Origin of the sequence: Stenotrophomonas bentonitica (assembly GCF_002887735.1) — a bacterium.
GTDB lineage: Bacteria > Pseudomonadota > Gammaproteobacteria > Xanthomonadales > Xanthomonadaceae > Stenotrophomonas > Stenotrophomonas bentonitica_A.
In genome coordinates, this window is sequence record NZ_PKQP01000001.1 from 947,500 (window position 1) to 967,096 (window position 19,597).

Sequence of the window (19,597 nt, forward strand, 5' to 3'; positions counted from 1 at the left end):
CGCCTCCGTGCGCTTCGCTGCGGTGCAGCAATGACTGACAGGTGGATGACAGCATCCCGGCACTAGGCTGCGCCCTCGCGTCACCACTGAACATCCGGCACCTGGGAGGGTCCATGGAACTGAACGCATTGCGCTGCTGTCTGCCGGCTGCCTGCACGCTGTTGTTGGCCGCGCCGGCCTGGGCCGCCGACGACCGTGATGACGAGCGCCCGGTCACCGCCAGCCTCGGCGGCCGCCTGCACCTGGATTTCGCCGATTTCCACAACGACCGCCGCGGCACCCCGAACAAGGACGACACCGAGATCCGCCGCGCGTGGCTTGACGTATCCGGCAAGTTCTTCGTGGTCGACTACAAGATGGAAGCGGATTTCTCCGGCGACCGGGTCGAGGCCAAGGACGTGTTCGTCAGCCGCAGCTTCGGCGATGCCGGCAAGCTGACCGTGGGCCAGTTCAAGCAGTTCTTCTCGCTGGATGACCGCACCAGTTCCAACTACGGCACCTTCCTGGAGCGCGGCAACGCCGGCACCACGTTGGCCCCGCTGTATCGCCTCGGCGCGTCCTGGCAGGCCGCACGCGGCGACATGACGTGGGCGGCCAGCGCCTACAGCCTGGAGAGCATCGACGCATGGCAGGTCAAAGGCCGTGCCGCCGGTGGCCGCGCTACCTGGGCGCCGGGCGCCACCGCCGGCGACGTGCTGCACCTGGGCCTCTCGCTGGCCCATGAGCGCTACGACAACCCCGGCACGGACGGCGTGCCTGCCCTGCGCATCCGCCCGCGCCCGGCCGGCCACCTCTCCGACAACAGCCGCCTGACCCTGGTCGATCTCTCGGCCGGGCGCGACACCGACGTCAACAAGTGGTCGCTGGAGTACGCACAGGTGAACGGGCCGCTGTCCTGGCAGGGCGAATTCAGCGGCGCCACCTTCGACGACGGCAGCCAGCGCGGCAAGGTGCTGGCCGGCTACGGCCTGGTCAGCTGGTTCGTCACCGGCGAATCGCGCGTGTACGACCGCAAGACGGGGCGCTTCGGCCGGGTCAAGGATTTCCAGCACACCGCCGGCGCGTTCGAACTGGCACTGCGCTATGACCAGATGCGCGGCGACCAGCACCTGATCGGCCAGCCGGACCTGCGCGACGGCCAGACCGAGGCGTGGACGCTGGGTGGCAACTGGTACATGCGCCCGAACCTGCGCTTCATGCTCAACCTGATCGAAAGCCGCAACCGCGACCGCCTGGCCGACGCCACCGTGGATCGCACGCGCGCGGTCACCGGCCGCCTGCAGTACGACTTCTGATGCCTACTTTCCGCACCGTTTCTTCTGGAGAATGCAGATGATGCTGAGCATCCTCGGCTTTGGCATGGTCATTACATTCATGTATTTGATCATGAGCAAGCGGCTCTCGCCGCTGGTCGCCCTCATCACCATTCCGATCCTGTTCGCGCTGATCGGCGGCTTCGCGGCCGGCATCGACGACATGATGCTGGAAGGCATCAAGAAGATCGCGCCGACCGGCGTGATGCTGATGTTCGCCATCCTGTACTTCGGGGTGATGATCGATGCGGGCCTGTTCGATCCGCTGGTGCGGATCATCCTGCGCTTCGTCAAGGGCGACCCGATGAAGATCGTGCTCGGCACCGCCATCCTGGCGATGCTGATCTCGCTCGACGGCGATGGCTCGACCACCTACATGATCACCGTGTCGGCGATGCTGCCGTTGTATCAGCGCCTGGGCATGAACGCGTTGAACATGACCTGCGTGACCATCCTCGCCGGTGGCGTGATGAACCTCACCCCGTGGGGCGGGCCGACCGCCCGTGCCGCCACCGCGCTGCACGTGGACCCGGCCGACGTCTTTGTGCCGCTGATTCCCTCGATGGTGATCGCCTGCGCCGGCGTGCTGGTGCTGGCCTGGTACCTGGGCATGAAGGAACGCCGTCGCCTGGGCGTGGTGACCCTGCCGCAGGGCGGCAGCTGGATGGACAACAGCGTCTCCGATGACGGCAACACCCTGCCGACCGTGGAAGATGCCGAAGACATCAAGCGGCCGAAGCTGCTGTGGGTCAACCTGGCCCTGACGCTTGCCCTGATGACCGCACTGATCATGGGCGTGCTGCCGATGCCGGTGCTGTTCATGGTCGGCTTCGCCATCGCCCTGGTCATCAACTACCCGAACCTGGCCGAGCAGCGCCGCCGTGTGGTCAACCACGCCGGCAACGTGCTGTCGGTGGTGTCGCTCATCTTCGCGGCCGGCATCTTCACCGGCATCCTCAACAACACCGGCATGGTCGAGGCGATGTCGCACAGCTTCCTGGCGGTCATTCCCGACAGCTGGGGTCCGTACCTGGCGGTGATCACCGCGTTGGCCTCGATGCCCTTCACCTTCTTCATGTCCAACGACGCCTTCTATTTCGGCGTGCTGCCGATCCTGTCCGAAGCGGCCGGCAACTACGGCATCACCCCGGTGGAAATGGCGCGTGCCTCGCTGGCCGGCCAACCGGTGCATCTGCTCAGCCCGCTGGTGCCCTCGACCTACCTGCTGGTCGGCCTGGCCAAGGTGGAGTTCGCCGACCACCAGAAGTTCACCCTGAAATGGGCCATCGGCATTTCGCTGCTGCTGATGTTCGGTGGGCTTCTGTTCGGTCTGTATCCGCTTGCGTCCTGACCCGTTTACCAAGGAGCGTTCCGCCATGACTCTTCGCATCGCCTACGTCACCAGCGCCATGGGCAGTGTCGGCACTGCCATCTGCCAGAAGCTGGCCCGCAACGGCCACACCGTGGTGGCCGGCTGCGCACCCAATTCGCCGCGCAAGGCTGCCTGGCTGCGCGAACAGCGCGAGCTTGGTTTCGATTTCATCGCCTCGGAGGGCAATGCAGCGGACTGGGCCTCCACGGTGGCGGCGTTTGCGAAAGTGAAAGCCGAGGTGGGCGAGATCGACGTGCTGGTCAACAATGCCGGGGGCAGCCGCGACGTGTTGTTCCGCCAGATGAGCCCGGACGACTGGAATGCAGTGATGGGGTCCAACCTGCACGCGCTGTTCAACATCACCAAGCAGGTGATCGATGGCATGAGCACGCGCGGCTGGGGCCGGATCGTGAACATCGGCTCGGTCAGTGCGCACAAGGGCCAGATCGGCCAGGTGAACTTCGCGACGGCAAAGGCGGCGATGCATGGTTTCAGCCGGGCGCTGGCCAATGAGGTGGCAACGCGCGGGGTGACGGTGAATACGATTTCGCCCGGGTATATCGCGAGCCAGTCGATCAGCAGTTTCCCGCCGGATGTCCTGGATCGCCTGGCGGGTTCGGTGCCGATCCGTCGTCTGGGCAAGCCGGAGGAGGTGGCCAGTCTGTGCGCGTGGTTGGCGTCGGATGACGCGGCGTATGTGACGGGTGCGGATTATGCGGTGAATGGTGGTCTGCACATGTTCTGAGGATTTTGCGCGTCCTGTTTGATGCGTGACCTCCCCCACGAGGTGAGCCGCGATGCTGATTGGCATCGCGGCTTTTTTTTCGCTGGTTTGCGTTATGTGGACGTCGTTTCGGTAGCGCCGGCCGCTGGCCGGCGCCTCGCGATGGCGGGTTCAGGGGGTTGCCGGCCAGCGGCCGGCACTACCGGCACCACCGACCGACGGTCGGTGGCTACCCCACCGGATCAGAACTCCGCAGCGACCGTCATGAACAGCTGGCGCGGCGCGCTGGCGTGGATCGCGTAGCGGGTGCCGGTCGGGTCGGTCGGGGCGAACGAACTGAGCTGGCCGGCGTAGCGCTTGTTGGTCAGGTTGGTCGCGTTGAGCGAGACCTTGATGTCGCGCAGGCCCATGCCCGGCCCGAACGAGTACCCCATGCCCGCATCGAAGGTGGTCACACCCGGCACCGACTGGTCGTTGGTGTAGGTGTAATACCGCTTGCCCGTGTACTTCGCGCGCAGGCTGGCGAAGAAGCCATCGCGGTTCCAGCTGATTTCACTGGAGGCCATGCGCTCGGGCGTATCGACCGTGATCTTCCCGGCCACCGGCACGATCGCACCGCCCGAGGTGTAGTTGTCCTCGTAGGTGGTCTTGTTCCACGAGAGCGCGTTGTACCACTGCAGGCCGTCCATCGGCTTGAGGATGAAGGTCAGTTCCGCACCGCGGCTCTTCACCGAACCGACGTTGATGAAGCGCGTGATGCACTCCGGTCGCGTACCCACTTCGATGCTGGTGCACGGGTTGAGCGAGAGCAGGCGGTTGTCGAACATCACGTGGTAGGCCGCGATCGAGGCCTGGTACTTCTCGCCGAAGGTGCGGAAGCCCGCTTCCAGCGTCTTGGACTTTTCCGGCTCCAGCCCGGCGCTGGCGGCGAAGGATTCCGGCGAGACCTGCAGCGGGCCACCGCTGCCGCCGCCGACGAAGGCGGCGATGTTCTCCGAGTACGAGGCAAATACTTCCTGGTTCGGGCTCAGCTTGAAGCCGATACCGGCCTGCGGCAGCACCGATTCCTTGGCGGTCAGGGTGCCGGAGGCGTAGCTGGCTTCGGTGCCCGGCTTCGCGTTGGCGGTCATGCGGGTGTTCGGGCTCTTGATGCCCACATCCACGGTCAGGCGGTCGTCCAGGAAGCGCATGCGGTCCTGCACGTAGAACTGGCGCGTGCGGATGTCGAAGTCCTGGTCGAACAGGCGGCGGTCCGGGTGGTTGAGGTAGCCGTCATCCAGGAACGGACCGGTGATGTAGTAGAAGTTGCGCTCCACGTTGTGGTCGTTGCGCTCGTACCACAGCCCTGCCTCCAGCGAATGGATGCCCCACTGCCAGCTCAGCGCGGCGGTGATGCCCTGGCGGTTGATGGTGTAATTGGTGCTGCGGATGGAGATCGGCAACATCTCCGGGGTGCCCGGGTTGGACGGCTGGCCCGGTGCCCACCAGTGGCCCTGGCCACGGTTCTCATGGTGGTAGCCAAGCAGCTTCAGGCGGGCGCTGTCGCCCAGCGCGAGGTCGGCATCCAGCGAGTACAGGTTGTCATCACGCAGCGCGCGGCTCTGGTAGTACGCATCATCGATGCTGTTGACGCCACCGGTGAACGCACACTTCTGGGCGTTGTAGGTGCCCGGTGCGCAATAGGCGGCGGCGACGGCGCGATCCCAGTCCGGCGCGTAGATGTTCCAGTCCCAGCCCAGGCCGCGCGCCAACATGCTCTTGGACAGGTAGGCGTAGTTGGCCTGGCTCACGCGCGAGGTCGCCGCGAACGCGCCGAAGCGATTGTCACCCACGTTCCAGATCGCCTTGGCATTGAACTGGCGGGTGGTCTGGTTCTGGTTCGGCTCGGCCCACATGTCCGCGTCCTGGTGCACGCCGGACACGTAGGCAGAGAAGCCATTGATATCGCCGGTGTCCACGCGCAGGTAGCCACGGCGCTGGTTGTCATCGCCGACGGTGACACTGGCCTTGCCGCCGAACTCGGTGGACGGGTCCTGCGAGAAGTACTGGATGGTGCCACCGAGGTTGCTGGTGGAGGCCACGCCCAGCGAGCCGATGCCCTGCGACAGCTCGGCGCCGGCCAGGTTCTCGGCGATCAGCGCACGGGCGATGCTCAGGCCGTTGTAGTTGCCGTAGCTGTTGTCGCCCAGCGGAATGCCATCCAGTGTGTAGCCCAGGCGGCTCTTGTCGAAGCCACGCAGGCTGATCGTCTGCGATTCTTCATTGGCGCCGAAGGCATCGTTGGACTGCACGGAGACGCCTGGCAGGCGGTCGAGGATCTTCTGGCCGCTGGTACCCGGCGGCAGCACTTCCTTGTCCACGGCGGTGATGCGCTGCACCTGGCGGGTCTCGCCCTGGCCGATCACCGAAACGGTGTCCAGGGTCTGCGCGCTGAGCGCGACGTTGGCAGCGGCGGTGGCGTCTACATCGGCAGCGTGGGCGTTGGCGGCGCACAGCGCGAGCGCCACCGCGATCGTCAGGGGTCGGGTAAGCATGGTCGTCCGTTACATGGGGGAAGATGACCTGCGCAATGCAGGTGCATGACCAGCATGCGAGCGGAACATGAAAGGATGTTTACGGTGCGGGTCATCGCAGATGAATTGCGATGCAGTGCTCATTAACGCACTGAGTGCATGTGGAAGGCGCGCGAGCTTGCCGGCCAGCGGCCGGCACTACTCGGGGGCGAGCTGGTCCATGCGGATGCGGTTGGCGAACAGCGAGAAGGCGAGCATGCCGGCCAGCCCATTCGCGCGGCTGACCCAGTGCGGGAGCCAGCGCGGCGGGCGCAGGATGCCCTCTTCGAACAGCGGCGCAAACGCGATCGCATCGGTCAGCGACATCTTGCCGGCAAACAACCAGCGGCAGACCTGCAGGCGGTCCTCGGCCAGCATGTGGCGGAAGAAGGTGTGCACCGAGACCAGCCCGCGCAGGTACACGGTGTCCTTGGTGAAGGCTGCGCCGCCGCTCGGCGGCACGCCGCGGAACACGCGCTGGGCCGAGGCAAAGCTCTCTTCGTTGTTCTGCCCCGCCGCGCAGAAATAGCGGAACACCTCGATGAAATCGGCGCCCTCGCGTGCCATCGCGATGGCTTCGGTACGCAGGCTGATGCGCTTGAGGCGCTCGATGTCGATGCTGCCGGTGATCTGCTCGGCGAACGTGGCCAGCCCTTCCTGGGTCGCGGTGACCCGCGGCGACGACAGCGCCAGGCTGGGCAGGTGGGGCTGTTCGCGGCCGTTGAGTGCGGTCAGTGAGTGGACCAGCGCCTCGTGGTGGAACAGCTGCGCGCGATCGTAGGCGCTGAAGCGGGCGCTGGTGCGCAGGCGGATCCGGTTGGGACCGGCGGCGGCCTTGGAGATCAGCTCCGGATCCAGCTGCACGGTGATGATGCGCGACTCGAAGAACGCATCCAGATCGCTCTGCAACTGCAGCTGCAGGGCCGTGGCCGAGACCGGCACCTGTTCTTCGGGTGCGAGCAGTTCGTGGTCCAGCTCCTGCGCGATCTGGATGAAGTGGCGGGCAGCATCGCGGGTACTGGGTCCATTGCCTGGCAATGGCTGCTCCGGCGCGCCGAACAACTCCACCGAATAACGGTCGACCTCGGCGGTGCCCAGCGATTCGAGCAGGCCGGCGGCCTGGTCCCAGCTGTGCGCCGAGCGCTGCACATACAGGCCGATGGGATGGTCGGGATCGCATTGGGCGCTGATCGCAGCCAGCCGGTGGCGGGTATCGCTGAAATCGAGCCGGGGGTAATCGACCTGCGGCAGCACCGGCTGGCCGCGGGCGACGCTGGCCAGGAACGGGGCCTGCAGCGCGGCCGGCCAGCTGGTCAATCCCAGCAGTTTGATCCCGCCCACCGCCTCGACCAGTTGGGCATCGAGCGCGGTGTGGTGGGCAACGTCACGATCCACGGTCATTGGCGTGTCCATGGACGGACAGTAGCAAAAGCTATCGCCGGCCGCCCTTACCGCCCGGGCGCCACTGGGCGCCCTTGCCCACGTGCTTGCGTTCGATCGCCTGCTGCGCCTGGCGCACGGCCAGCTTGGCAGCGGCGGCGGCCACTTCTTCTTTCAGCTTGAAGTAGTTGAGCAGGCGCTCTTCATCCAGCGTGCCGTCCTCGATGGCCGCGCGGATCGCGCAGCCCGGCTCACGCTGGTGGGCGCAGTCGCGGAAGCGGCATTGCGCCGACAGGGCTTCCACGTCGGAGAAGCCACCTTCGCTCAGGGCCTCCTCACCGGTCGGCTTGAGTTCGCGCATGCCGGGGGTATCGATCAGGCAGGCGCCGGCCGGCAGCGGGATCAGCGCGCGGTGGGTGGTGGTGTGGCGCCCGCGCGAGTCGTTGACGCGCACATCGGCGGTCTTCATCCGCTCCTCGCCCAGCAGCGTATTGGTCAGGGTCGACTTGCCGGCCCCGGAAGATCCCACCAGCACCACGGTCTGGCCGGCGGCCAGCCACGGCAGCAGGGCCGAGGCACTGGCCGGGTCCTTGCCGTTGATGGCCAGCAGCGGGATGTTCTGCGCGGCCAGTTCTTCCAGCACGTCCAGGGCGTCCTGGCTGTATTCGGTCTGGTCGGCCTTGGTCAGCACCACCACCGGCTGCGCGCCGCCCCCGCCGACCAGCAGCAGGTAGCGTTCGATCCGGCGCGGATTGAAGTCCGCATCCAGGCCACAGACGATGAACACCGTATCGATGTTGGCCGCGATGACCTGCTGGTGGTAATGCTCGCCGGCCGCGCCACGCTTGATCGCGGTGCGCCGCGGCAGCAGGGCCACGATCTTGATTCCCTCCAGCAGCACCCAGTCGCCCACCGCTGCGCGCTCGTGGCTGGGGAAGCGTGGGCGCTGCCACTCCGGCGGCGACTCGGTCTTGATCGCCGCGTCAGGTGCATCGGACACGATGTAGCCGGTGCGATGCTGCTCGATCACCCGGCCCGGGCGCGCCTGCGGGAACTGCTCGAACAGGGCCTGCCAGGCCGGCAGTTCAGGGCCGCCCGGCCAGGGCCAGCCGATGGTCTGCAGGGCACGGTAATCAGTGGGTTCGCTCATCGTGCCCATTCTAAAGGGTGTGGCGGCCGGGCGTCGCCGCGATGGGCCGGCGCTGGGGTCGACCCGTGGAAATCCTTTCAGTTGAAACCGCCTTGCCAGCGCAGGGAATGCGGCCGGAAACGCTTGCCCTGCAACGCAACAATTCCGCTACCATGCGGTTTCCATGCCTGAATGACGGCCCGTTCATGTCCACGCCTCCGCTGAAGCCGCTCGCCACCCGCGAGCGCCTGTCCGAAGTCCGCTACGAGATCCGGGGCGAACTGGCGCGACGAGCGCGGGAGCTGGAGGCCCAGGGCCGCAAGCTGATCAAGCTCAACATCGGTAACCCGGGCAATTTCGGGTTCCGTGCGCCGGAGCACCTGCAGCGCGCGATCGCCGACGACATGGGCCGCACCGATCCCTATACCCACCAGCAGGGGCTGCCGGAGGCGCGCGAAGCCATCGCCGCCGCGTACGCCCGGCGCGGCGCACCCGATGCGCACCCGGACCGGGTATTCATCGGCAACGGCGTCAGCGAGTTGATCGACCTGTCATTGCGCGCCCTGCTCAACCCGGGCGACGAAGTGCTGGTGCCCTCGCCCGATTACCCCTTGTGGTCGGCCGCGACCATCCTCAACGATGGCCGCCCGGTCTATTACCGCTGCGCGCCGGAGAACGGCTTCCAGCCCGACCCGGTCGAGATCGAGGCGCTGGTGTCCTCGCGCACCCGCGCGATCGTGCTGATCAACCCGAACAACCCCAGCGGCGCCAGCTACTCGCGTGAGCTGCTGGAGCGCATCGTCGCCATCGCAGCCAAGCACAACCTGCTGTTGATGGTCGATGAGATCTACGACCAGATCCTCTACGACGACGCGCAGTTCCATGCCGTCGCACCACTGGCGGGCGACCACCCGTGCATCACCTTCAGCGGCCTGAGCAAGGTGCATCGCGCCTGCGGCTGGCGCGTGGGCTGGGCGATGCTGTCCGGTGCGGCCGAGCGGCTGGGCGAGTTCCGTGCAGCGATGGATCTGCTCAGTGCGCTGCGCCTGTGCGCCAACGTGCCGGGCCAGTACGCCATCGATGCGGCGGTCAACGGGCCGGACACGATCTCGCCGCTGTGCGCGCCCGGTGGCCGCCTGTATGAAACCCGCCGCGCAGTGATCGAGGCCTGCAATGCCAGCGAGCACCTGTCGCTGGTGGCCCCGGCCGGTGCGCTGTATGCGTTCCCGGCGGTGGTCGGTGCGGCGGCGCGCAGCTTCGACGACCATGATTTCGCGCTGGAACTGATGAACGAGGAAGGCGTGCTGGTGGTCCCGGGCTCGAGCTTCAACGTGCCCTACCGCCACCACTTCCGTGTGACCCTGCTGCCCGAGCCGGAGGTCATGCGTGATGTGTTCGCGCGCATCGATCGCGCCCTGGCACGGCGTGCCGAGGCCAACACCAAGGTGGTGCCGCTCAAGCCGCGCAGCGCGGTGGCCTGATGGGCCTGCCGTACCTGGCCCTGGGCGATTCCTACACGATCGGCGAAGGCGTTGACCCCGCCGGGCGCTGGCCGATGCAGTTGGCCGCCGCCCTGCGCGATATCGGCGTGGCGGTGGACGATCCCAGGATCATCGCCACCACCGGCTGGACCACCGACGAGCTCGAGGCCGGTATCGATGCAGGCGCACCGCAGGGGCCGTTCGAGCTGGTGAGCCTGTTGATCGGGGTCAATGATCAATACCGTGGGCGCAGCGTGGACGAGTACCGCCCGCGCTTCACCGCGCTGCTGCAGCGCGCGCTCGCCTTCGCCGGTGACCGTGCCGCGCGGGTGCTGGTGCTCTCGATCCCCGACTGGGGCGTGACCCCGTATGCCGTGGCATCCGGGCGAGACCGCGTGCAGATCGGGCAGGAACTGGATGCCTACAACGCGGCGGCGGCAGCGATCTGCGCCGAGCACGATGTAGCGTTTGTCGACATCACCGACCTGAGCCGCCAATGGGGGGGCGAGACGGTGATGCTGGCCGACGATGGCCTGCACCCCTCCGCGGCGATGTACACGCTGTGGCACCAGCGCGCGTTTGAAGTAACGCGCGTGCTGTGGGCGGAGCCCAGCCGCTGAGCGAGGCCACGCTGCCGCTGGCCAAGGAACAGGCCCGCCGGATCGCCACGGCGTTCCTGCCGGCACAGCGCTTCGGCAACCGCCGCGATTACTACTACAGCCGCGGCAAACTTGGCAGCGATCCGCTGTATCCCGGGGTGCTCGCCGCGCTGGAGGATGCTCCTGCCGCGCCCTTGCTGGATATCGGCTGCGGTTTGGGCCTGCTGGCCCACGTGCTGCACCAGCACGGCAGTGCGCTGGCGTACCACGGCCTGGATATCGACGCCGACAAAGTGGCCCGCGCAGAGCGGGCCAGCGCACGCGCCGCGCTGCCGCACGCCCGGTTCACCTGCGTGGATGCCAGCGCCGCCCTGCCCGCACACCACGGCAACGTCGCGCTGCTGGACGTGTTGCAGTACCTGCCCGCCGCGGCCCAGACCCGGTTGCTGCACGAGGCCGCCGCACGCGTGGCGCCCGGTGCGCGGCTGGTGATCCGCACTGTGCTGGCCGACAACAGTGGCCGCGATCGCACCACGCGCATCACCGACATGCTCGCGCACCTGGTCGGGTGGATGGGCACGCGGCCACGCCATTACCCCGATGCCGGGAGCCTGCGCGCCCCCCTGGAGCGGGCCGGGCTGCAGCTGCGGATGACACCGCTGTATGGCAACACCCCGTTCAACAACTGGCTGATCGTCGGCGATCGGGCGCGCGTCGCTTGACCGACGTGGCTCGCGCCACCGGCCGCACGCGCGCATACTCGCGCCCCCCTTCCGGCACGGAGCCGCCCATGCCTCGACAGACCCGACATTCCGCGCTTGGCATCGCCGCGCTGATCGTCAGTGGCGTGGGCCTGGTGATGCTGCTGCTGAGCATGCATTACGCCCATGCGCCCGAACACGCGGCGATGCGCGAGCTGCCATGGTCGCTGGCCGCACTGCTGGGCAGCAGCGTCGGCCTGGCGATCCTGGCCCTTTTGCTCGGCCTGGGCAGCGTGCTGCAACCCCGCCGGCGCCGCCTGTTCGGCATCATCGCGCTGCTGGTGACCCTGGGCCTGCTGATCGCCCAGCTCTCGCTCGGGGGCTGGATCAGCGACCAGTGGCATGCGTCGCACCCGCCCGCAGGCGCCACGACCCCGACCACGCCCGCCCTGGCCCACTGACACCGTCCGTTCCACCGCATCGACAAGGAGCCCTGATGCACACCCCTCATTCCGGCATGGGTATTGCCGCGTTCATTACCGCCGTGTGCGGCGCCGTGTTGATGCTGGGCCTGGTCGTCATCGCCGGCATCATCGAGACCACGACGCCAGGCGGCATGGAAGAAACCTCGATGTCGGCGATCCTGGTCGGTCTTGGCCTGATGCTCACCGCCCTGATGCAGCTGGTGGCCTTCGGCCTGGGCGTGGCCGGTGCATTGCAGGCGGACCGCCGCCGCGTGTTCGCCGTGCTCGGCCTGGTGTTCTCGATCGGCAGCATGCTCGGCGTGGTGCTGCTGATGGTCATCGGCTCGCTGAGCTGAGCCCGGCCTGCGCCGGTCCCCGGTCTGGCGTCAGTCCGGCAGGCCGGCATGCAGGCCACGCGCCTGCACCGCCTGCAGCACCGCTTCGATGATGGCCAGGTTGTGGCCATGCGCGGCACCCTCATGCAGCAGCACGATGCTGCCGGGCGCCAGATCACGGGTGATCCGCTCGACCACCTGGCCGGGCGTGCAATCGACACCGTCGAAACCACGGGCGCTCCAGCCGACCCGGGTCAGCTGCCACTGCTTCAATGCAGGGGCCACGAACGGATTGGTCATCCCCACCACCGAGCGGTACCAGCGCGGCGGCGTGCCGGCGATCGCAGTGAGGGCCTGCTGGCACAGCGCGATTTCCTCCGCCATGGCCTGCCGCCCCAGCCGCCAGAAGCGGGTCTGCGGGTGGCTGTGGCTGTGGTTGCCCAGGCTGTGCCCGCGGGCCAGCATCGCCTGCACCAGCTCCGGCCGCGCCTGCGCGCGTTCACCGACCAGGAAGAAGGTCGCCTTGGCCTCGTAACGGTCCAGCAGCTCGAGCACCGCCGGGGTTTCTTCCGACGGCCCATCATCGATGGTCAGCCAGACCTTGCGCGCCTGGCCGGGCAGGCGGCTGAGCACCGGGGCATAGAAGCGGCTGTTGGGCAGGAACACCGGCACCATGAACAGGGCATGGGACGCCACCATCAGCGGCAGCCCACAGCGCCAGCCCCAAGCGACCCAGGCCAGCACCACCAGCACCTGCGACAGCACCAGCCACGGCAGCCAGCGCCAGGGGCGCCGGGGAATGCGATACAACGTTTCCGGTACGGTCATGCCCCATGATGCCATGCCGCGTAGAATAGGCGGTTCGCATATCCGGACCCCGACCGTCATGTCCCTTGATCCCGCCCTGCGCTCGCGCATCGAATCCATTCTCAACGCCAACCGCGTCGTGCTGTTCATGAAGGGTCAGCCGAGCATGCCGCAGTGCGGTTTCTCGGCCAAGGCCGTCGGCGCCCTGCAGGACCTCGGCGTGGAGTTCGACCACGTCAACGTGCTGGCCGACGCGGAGATCCGCGAAGGCATCAAGGCCTACGGCGAGTGGCCGACCATCCCGCAGCTGTACATCGATGGCGAGCTGATCGGTGGCAGCGACATCATCCTGCAGATGGCCGGCAGCGGTGAGCTGAGCAGCGTGCTTGGGCTGGCCGCCCCGGACCGCACCCCGCCGCGCATCACCGTGACCCCGGCCGCGGTGGAAATGCTGCGTGGCGCGCTGGCCGATTCCCCGGGTGCTGCGCTGCAGCTGGGCATCGACGCGCGCTTCCAGCCGAACTTCCAGCTGGCCCCGCACGACGACAACGCGATCGCCGCCGAGTCCAACGGCCTGCGCGTGCAGTTCGACCTGGCCAGCGCCCGTCGCGCCGAAGGCATCACCATCGACTGGGTGGACGACATCCGCGGCAAGGGCCTGGCGATCGACAACCCGAACGCCCCCAAGGCGGTGCAGGAACTGAGCGTGCGCGACGCCGACGACCAGCTGCGTGCCGGCAGCATCACCGTGGTCGACGTGCGCCCGGCCGACGAGCGTGCGATCGCGGCGATCAACGCCCCGTTCGAAACGTTCGACGGCGACAACCGCGCCCGCCTGGAAGCCCTGCCCAAGGACACCGCGCTGGCCTTCCTGTGCCACCACGGTGGCCGCAGCGCACAGGCCGCCGAGCAGTTCCGTGCCCTGGGCTTCACCAAGGTGTCCAACATCACCGGCGGCATCGATGCCTGGTCGAACGAGGTGGACAACGGCGTGCCGAAGTACTGATCTTCAGCACGTTCCTGCACAGAAAAACGCCGGCAATGCCGGCGTTTTTTGTGCGTGGCGCCCGGGCGTCCATCGGTTATCCCGCAAACCCGCCTTCGGCCAGGTAATCCAGTTCCTCCGGCGTCGGCATCCGGCCCAGCACCGCATTGCGGTGCGGGAAGCGGCCGAACCGGCGGATGATGTCGCGGTGCAGTTCGGCGTACTGCAGGTATTCCTTGTCGCCGAGCGCCTCGAACATCGCCACCGAGCGTTCCTGGTCCTGCGGATCCTCGGAGTGCTCGAACGGCAGATAGATGAAGGCCCGCAGCTTGGGCACCAGCTGCAGGTCCAGGCCTTCTTCCACCGCCCGCATGGCGTAATGACGCGCCAGGCCATCGGTGGCGTAGGAATGGGCCGTATCGCGGAAGCAGTTGCGCGGGAACTGGTCGAGCAGGATCATCAGCGCCAGCGCGCCATCGGCACTGCTGAGCCAATGCTCGCGCGCACGCCGGGCGGCGGCGAAATGCGCGTCCTGGAACTGCTGGCGAAACCGCGCATCGAACGCGTCATCGCGCGCGAACCACTTCTGCGGTCCGGCGTCGCGCCAGAACTCCACTACTTGTGCCGCCACGTCCATTTATTACCCCTGTGAATGGCCCGCCCCAAGACGCCCATCCGTTCCATTGCCGTTACTCGTCAAAACGCAGGTGGCGGACCGACTTGCCGTTGCGCCGTATCAGCTTAAGTGCCTCGATACCGATCTGGATATGGTTCTCGACGAACTGTGAGCTGACCTTGGCATCGGAGACCTCGGTCTTCACGCCGTCGGGAATCATCGGCTGGTCGGACACCAACAGCAAGGCCCCGATCGGGATGTGGTTGGCAAAGCCGGCGGCGAACAGGGTTGCCGTCTCCATGTCGATGGCCATGCAGCGCATCACCCGCAGCTTTTCCTTGAAGGCTTCATCGTGCTCCCAGACCCGGCGGTTGGTCGTGTAGACGGTCCCGGTCCAGTAGTCGTGGCCGAGGTCGCGGACCATGGTCGAGACCGCCCGTTGGAGGGCAAAGGCCGGCAGGGCCGGGACTTCCGGTGGCAGGTAATCGCTGGAGGTGCCCTCACCACGGATCGCAGCGATCGGCAGGATCAGGTCACCCAGCTGGTTCTTGCGCTTGAGCCCGCCGCACTTGCCTAGGAACAATACGGCCTTGGGCATCACCGCCGACAGCAGGTCCATGATGATGGCCGCGTTGGGGCTGCCCATGCCGAAGTTGATCAGGGTGATGTCGTCGCTGGTGACGCTGGCCATAGGCCGGTCAGCGCCCTGGATGGGCGCCCCGGTGAGCTGGGAAAAGGTCTGCAGGTAGCCACCGAAGTTGGTCAGCAGGATGTGCTGGCCGAAGTGTTCCAACGGCACGCCGGTGTAGCGCGGCAGCCAGTTTTCAACGATGTCCTGCTTGGTTTTCATGATGGATCCAACGAACGACAGGCGACAATTCTGCGAGACCCGCCGCGTGGCGTCGAGGGTGGGCACTCAATCCGGGTGGTCGATCCCATCGGCCTTGCCGCGGAGGATGAGCGAGGCCAGCGAAAGAAGGGCGGCCGGTATGGCCAGCAGCAGCACCAGCGCCATGGGCGCACCAAAGCCCCACAGCGACGCCGCAAAGGCGATGGAGGACATGCCAACCAACAGAAAGGGGTGCTGGATCCGCTTGATGGCCAGGTAGCTGGCAGTGCACGACAACAGGGAGAGGGCGGCGAGGACGATGCGCACCTCGTTGGGTAGCCCGCTGGGCGAATGCTCCACGAAGCCGGCCACCAGCATCAGGCCAGACGCGAACGCCAGCAGGACCAGCACCAGGTAGTAGTGCCTGGCATGCCTGCGATCAAAGCCTTCGGTTACCTTCATCGACACCTCCTTGTGACTGTCCGGTTCTCTGCGGGCGCGGGGTTGCCCGCCTGCTTGAACCTTCCACGTTGGATGACAGCGGCGCAAGTGGCGATCGCGACCTGGCGGCCGTGGGCAAGAAAAAGGCGGCCCATGGCCGCCTTTTCCCGTTTACCGGTACCGCTGGATCAGAACTGCACGGACCAGCGCGCGGTGACGCTGCGGTCGCGGGCGTCGTCACCGAAGGTGCCGTTGTAGCCCAGCTCCAGCTGGTTGCGCGGGCTCAACCAGGCCGACAGGCCCAGCTCGGCGACCACGGCGTTGTCGGCAATCGCCGCACCGCTGACCGCGAAGCTGCTGCCGCCGGTCCAGGCCAGATCGGCGACCTGGCTGCGGTCGCCGGAGGCACGGCGGTAGCCGACGCCACCGCGGACATGCAGCCAGCTTTCCTGCTGCCACGAGGTCTTCAGGCCCTTGTCGAACCGAACGCCGGCGGTCGCCACGTTGGTGCGGGTGTCGGCGACCTGGCCGTGCAGTGCCGCAGCGCCCCCCTGCTCGGTGATGCCGTCCACATCCACCTCGACCCGGGCGAACTGCAGGTACGGCTCCAGCCCGGCCTCGCGACCACCGAAGCGGTACGCGCCCTCGATGAAGCCCTGGCGGGTGGTGGCGTCGTACTTGGCCGACAGTGCGTCCTGGTAGCCGGCAAACGTCAGCTGACGCTTGCTGTCCACGTCATGGCGGGAATAGCCCAGACCGGCGCGCAGGCCAAATGCCCCCCACTGGTTGCCCACGTAGGCACCGAAGTGGGTGTTGTCGATCTCCGACCGGGCGCCGCGACCCGCGGCCTGCTTGATGTCGGTACGGCCGGTACCGACCAGCCCACCGACCTGCCAGCCACCACCGAACACATGATCGGCGCCGACCAGCAGCCCGTTGCTGTTGGAATCGGTGCGCGCAGCGTTGGCATCGCCATCGAGCTTGCCGCTGCCCCCGATCGCCTGCACCCATGCACCACCGGCAGCCTCATCCGCGGCACCCGGCGAACGCACGCCGACCGCACGGCTCAGGGCCGCATCACGCAGGTAGCGGCTGCTTTCCACCAGCGCCATCGGCGTGGCGGCGTGGAGTTCACCACTCAGCGCATCCAGTGCTGCACCGACCTGGGCCGGGAACAGCTGGGTCAGCGGCCTGGGCAGGCCCTGGTTGATGGCCAGGCCATCGGCGCTGGTGGCCACGGCGATCTGGTTCGGCGTGACCGCAGCGCTGGCCAGCGCGTTGCCGCGGGCGACGTCGATGCGCAGCCCATTGGCGCTGTAGCCCAGGCTGAACTTCAGGAACGGCGAGAAGGCCGAGAAGTCGGTCGTGGCGAACTGACCGTTGATGCCACCGGCGGCCTGCAGGAAGTTGAACTGCTCGCCGAGGTAGTACACGCCGGCTTCCGGCAGCGCCTTCAGCGTGCCGCCCAGCGTAGCCGTACCGGAGACGCGCAGCAGATCGCTGCGGCTGCCCGGCGCCAGCTCGGCCTGATAGATGCCGGTGGCGGTCTGCACGTAATCGCCGTTGACGGTCAGCGTGCCGATCGAGTTGCCCGGGGCGATGATGCCTTCCACGCGGGTGCTGCCCAGCGTGCCGACGCCCTTCAAGGTGCCCTTGGCACCGACCACCGTCGCGCCATCCTGCTGCACACCGTTGAAGGACACGGTGCCGGCGGTGACGAACAGGTCCGAGCCGTCCAGCAGGGCCCCGGCATCGACGCGGGTGGCACCCGCCGAGGTCAGCGAGCTGTCGACCAGCCGGCCATTGAGCACGAAGCTGCCGCCGCTGCCGACCGTGGTGTCGCCGGCCTGCTGCAGGCCGTTGAAGGTGACCGAGCCGCCGGTCACGTTGAGCGCCGAGCCCGCGAGCACGCCCGTGGTGGAGATCACGCTGCTGCCCCCCAGGCTGTTGAGCGTGGTGGACACCAGGCTGCCGTTGAGCAGGAACTGGCCGCCCTGCACATCGACCGAAGCGGTCAGTGCATTGGCACCGTCCAGTTCCAGCACGCCGTCGCGCACGATGGCGCCGTTGAAGCTGTTGTCACCGCTCAGGCGCAGCCAGCCGATGCCGGACTTGGTCAGCTTGCCCGGGCCGCCGATGTCATTGGTCCAGTCGTCCCACGCATCGCCTTCCCACACCTTCAGGCCACCGGCCTTCTGGTTCATGACCACGTCGGTGTCCACGCGCAGCAGGCCGTAGCCTTCGATGGCGGTCTTCAGATCGACCATGCCCCAGCCGTAGATCGCGTCGACGCCGGGCGCGCCCAGGTCGCGTGCCGTGGTCAACAACACATCGCGTACCTGTGCGTTGTCCAGGTACGGGAAGCGCTCCATCAGCAGACCGAGCGCACCGGTGATGTGCGGTGCCGCCATCGATGTGCCGGTCTTGTAGCCGTAGGTGTATTCAGGACTTTCGCTTTCGATGAGAAAACGCAGGTAATCCTCGGTCAGCTCCATGCGACCGTTGATCTCGCCGGCCACGATCGTGCTGGCGATGTTGGTGCCCGGTGCGGACAGGCACCAGTTGGCCGAAGCACCGCAGATGCTGGAACTGGCATCAATGACGTAGTCCGTTTCCCCTGCGGTGGGGAGGCGGACATTCGCGACGGCCAGCCAGTACGGCTCGATCTCCGGGTTCCAGCGCGGCAATGCCGCCGTGATGCCGGCCATCCCCCCGGCCGAGTTGCCTGCCGACCACACCTGGATCAGCTTGGAACCCGGTGCACCCTCGGTATCACCGTAAATGCTGCCGTAAACACCATAGTCCGCGCCGATCGCTGCGTACTGCGCGTCCAGACTGGCCACCGTGGCATGGCGGGTCGAGATACCCCAACTGTGATTGAGCACGCGCACGCCCTGTGCCTCGGCCTGTGCATACATGTCCAGCGTTGCTGCATCGTCCGGGTCAGTGCGATACAGCGCACGCGGCCGGTAGAAGTTGTCAGGATCCAGGCGCCACTCGTAATACGTGTCGCCAAAGACGCGGGCAGCGGTCAGGTTGGCGCCAAAGGCCACGCCATGCATCCCGGTGCCATCGCGGTTGGCGCCAACGGTACCCAACACGTGCGTGCCATGGTCGGCGTAGCTGAAGCCGTACGGCTGTCCCGCCGCGATCAGTCGATCAGCAAGCGCTGGAGGCACGCCGGGACCCAGACCGTAGTAGTTGTACCCGGGCTGGTCGCCGCGGGTACTGCCGCAGGCGCCTTCGCCCGCCACGATGCTCGGGTCGGCGCAGCCGCCGTTGCCGATGGAGATACTGGAGGTGTTGCGTCCGGCGAATTCGTCGTGGGCAAGGGCAGAGCCCGAATCGAACACGCCCAGGCGCACGCCCTGGCCGGTAAGGCCGCGCGCATACGCGTAATCGGCCCCCATCGCGGCCAGACCTCAGTCGGCATTGAACTCATCGCTATGCCAGCTTTCCACATCACCCGGCTTGCCCAGAATGGGGCCGGCGGCCTCGGCGCTGGTGCGCGGGCTCGTGAAGGAAACGGTCTGGTCGTTGGCGCCGGTCGGCGCAACAAAGGTCGCCGCCAGCGAAGCGCTGTGCAGGTCACGCGCGAACGCGACGGACTGCTCTGCGCGCTGCTGCTGGTAACGCTGCAGGACATCGGTGGTGGGGCTGGCCAGCGCCGGAACGGCGATGGCGGCAAGCAGGGTGCCGGTGATGGCCGAGGCCAGCAGGGACGGCGAAGGACGGCGGGACGCCGCGCGGGACAGGGAGTGCAGGGTCATGTACTGAGAACTTCCTTGATCTGGTTCGAGTGTCGGAATCTGGAACGGGAGGATCAGCAATGCTTCTGGAGCCGGCATCGATCACGCCGATGCCGACCT

18 protein-coding genes are annotated in these 19,597 nt (G+C 67.1%); 9 read left to right on the forward strand and 9 right to left on the reverse strand.

Annotation, left to right across the window (positions count from 1 at the left end):
• The first annotated feature begins 113 nt into the window (after positions 1-113).
• From C0R07_RS04135 to phbB, 3 genes are read left to right on the forward strand one after another with little or no spacing between them, the layout of a single operon-like run.
• Positions 114-1,295, forward strand: a complete 1,182-nt coding sequence (locus C0R07_RS04135; RefSeq protein ID WP_102788223.1) for an OprO/OprP family phosphate-selective porin — start codon at positions 114-116, stop codon at positions 1,293-1,295.
• Positions 1,296-1,335: 40 nt separating this feature from the next.
• On the forward strand, positions 1,336-2,664 hold the full coding sequence (locus C0R07_RS04140; protein WP_046273531.1) for a CitMHS family transporter: 1,329 nt from the start codon (positions 1,336-1,338) through the stop codon (positions 2,662-2,664).
• A gap of 25 nt (positions 2,665-2,689) precedes the next feature.
• Positions 2,690-3,430 carry an acetoacetyl-CoA reductase gene (phbB, locus tag C0R07_RS04145; protein ID WP_019183776.1) on the forward strand — a complete coding sequence of 247 codons (741 nt, stop codon included), beginning with the start codon at positions 2,690-2,692 and terminating at the stop codon, positions 3,428-3,430.
• 221 nt (positions 3,431-3,651) lie between these two features.
• Here the strand turns inward: phbB and C0R07_RS04150 are convergent, their stop codons facing one another.
• From C0R07_RS04150 to rsgA, 3 genes are all read right to left on the reverse strand, one after another.
• Positions 3,652-5,943 carry a TonB-dependent receptor gene (locus C0R07_RS04150; protein ID WP_019183774.1) on the reverse strand — a complete coding sequence of 764 codons (2,292 nt, stop codon included), beginning with the start codon at positions 5,941-5,943 and terminating at the stop codon, positions 3,652-3,654.
• Between the two features lie 177 nt (positions 5,944-6,120).
• Positions 6,121-7,362, reverse strand: coding sequence for a flavohemoglobin expression-modulating QEGLA motif protein (locus C0R07_RS04155; protein WP_019183773.1), 1,242 nt, complete (start codon positions 7,360-7,362; stop codon positions 6,121-6,123).
• A 31-nt stretch (positions 7,363-7,393) separates the two neighbouring features.
• A complete protein-coding gene (gene rsgA / locus C0R07_RS04160) occupies positions 7,394-8,491 on the reverse strand; it encodes a ribosome small subunit-dependent GTPase A (RefSeq protein ID WP_026069867.1) in 1,098 nt (365 codons plus the stop codon).
• Positions 8,492-8,676: 185 nt separating this feature from the next.
• Between rsgA and C0R07_RS04165 the strand changes: the two genes are divergently transcribed.
• From C0R07_RS04165 to C0R07_RS04185, 5 genes are all read left to right on the forward strand, one after another.
• A complete protein-coding gene (locus C0R07_RS04165; RefSeq protein WP_070473632.1) occupies positions 8,677-9,951 on the forward strand; it encodes a pyridoxal phosphate-dependent aminotransferase in 1,275 nt (424 codons plus the stop codon).
• Positions 9,951-10,571 (forward strand): SGNH/GDSL hydrolase family protein, encoded by a 621-nt coding sequence (locus C0R07_RS04170; RefSeq protein ID WP_070473633.1) that lies wholly within the window; start codon positions 9,951-9,953, stop codon positions 10,569-10,571. The genes C0R07_RS04165 and C0R07_RS04170 overlap by 1 nt, the downstream gene beginning before the upstream one ends.
• Before the next feature lie 17 nt (positions 10,572-10,588).
• Positions 10,589-11,272, forward strand: coding sequence for a class I SAM-dependent methyltransferase (locus tag C0R07_RS04175; protein WP_167390319.1), 684 nt, complete (start codon positions 10,589-10,591; stop codon positions 11,270-11,272).
• A gap of 68 nt (positions 11,273-11,340) precedes the next feature.
• Positions 11,341-11,712 carry a hypothetical protein gene (locus tag C0R07_RS04180; protein ID WP_046273503.1) on the forward strand — a complete coding sequence of 124 codons (372 nt, stop codon included), beginning with the start codon at positions 11,341-11,343 and terminating at the stop codon, positions 11,710-11,712.
• A 35-nt stretch (positions 11,713-11,747) separates the two neighbouring features.
• Entirely contained in the window at positions 11,748-12,071 is a 324-nt protein-coding gene (locus C0R07_RS04185; RefSeq protein WP_046273502.1) for a hypothetical protein, read from the forward strand.
• A 30-nt stretch (positions 12,072-12,101) separates the two neighbouring features.
• Here the strand turns inward: C0R07_RS04185 and C0R07_RS04190 are convergent, their stop codons facing one another.
• Positions 12,102-12,878 (reverse strand): polysaccharide deacetylase family protein, encoded by a 777-nt coding sequence (locus C0R07_RS04190; RefSeq protein WP_102788225.1) that lies wholly within the window; start codon positions 12,876-12,878, stop codon positions 12,102-12,104.
• A gap of 58 nt (positions 12,879-12,936) precedes the next feature.
• Between C0R07_RS04190 and grxD the strand changes: the two genes are divergently transcribed.
• On the forward strand, positions 12,937-13,863 hold the full coding sequence (grxD, locus tag C0R07_RS04195; protein ID WP_046273500.1) for a Grx4 family monothiol glutaredoxin: 927 nt from the start codon (positions 12,937-12,939) through the stop codon (positions 13,861-13,863).
• Positions 13,864-13,939: 76 nt separating this feature from the next.
• Here grxD and C0R07_RS04200 read toward each other — a convergent pair whose 3' ends face one another.
• The 5 genes from C0R07_RS04200 to C0R07_RS20280 all read right to left on the reverse strand — a co-directional run bounded on the left by C0R07_RS04200 (position 13,940) and on the right by C0R07_RS20280 (position 19,498).
• Positions 13,940-14,479 carry a DUF924 family protein gene (locus C0R07_RS04200; RefSeq protein WP_102788226.1) on the reverse strand — a complete coding sequence of 180 codons (540 nt, stop codon included), beginning with the start codon at positions 14,477-14,479 and terminating at the stop codon, positions 13,940-13,942.
• Between the two features lie 52 nt (positions 14,480-14,531).
• Positions 14,532-15,308, reverse strand: coding sequence for an AMP nucleosidase (locus C0R07_RS04205; RefSeq protein WP_102788227.1), 777 nt, complete (start codon positions 15,306-15,308; stop codon positions 14,532-14,534).
• Between the two features lie 66 nt (positions 15,309-15,374).
• Positions 15,375-15,749 (reverse strand): hypothetical protein, encoded by a 375-nt coding sequence (locus C0R07_RS04210; RefSeq protein WP_102788228.1) that lies wholly within the window; start codon positions 15,747-15,749, stop codon positions 15,375-15,377.
• A gap of 167 nt (positions 15,750-15,916) precedes the next feature.
• Positions 15,917-19,138, reverse strand: a complete 3,222-nt coding sequence (locus tag C0R07_RS04215; protein ID WP_428991886.1) for an autotransporter domain-containing protein — start codon at positions 19,136-19,138, stop codon at positions 15,917-15,919.
• Positions 19,139-19,150: 12 nt separating this feature from the next.
• Positions 19,151-19,498 carry a hypothetical protein gene (locus C0R07_RS20280; protein ID WP_428991887.1) on the reverse strand — a complete coding sequence of 116 codons (348 nt, stop codon included), beginning with the start codon at positions 19,496-19,498 and terminating at the stop codon, positions 19,151-19,153.
• Positions 19,499-19,597 lie beyond the last annotated feature (99 nt).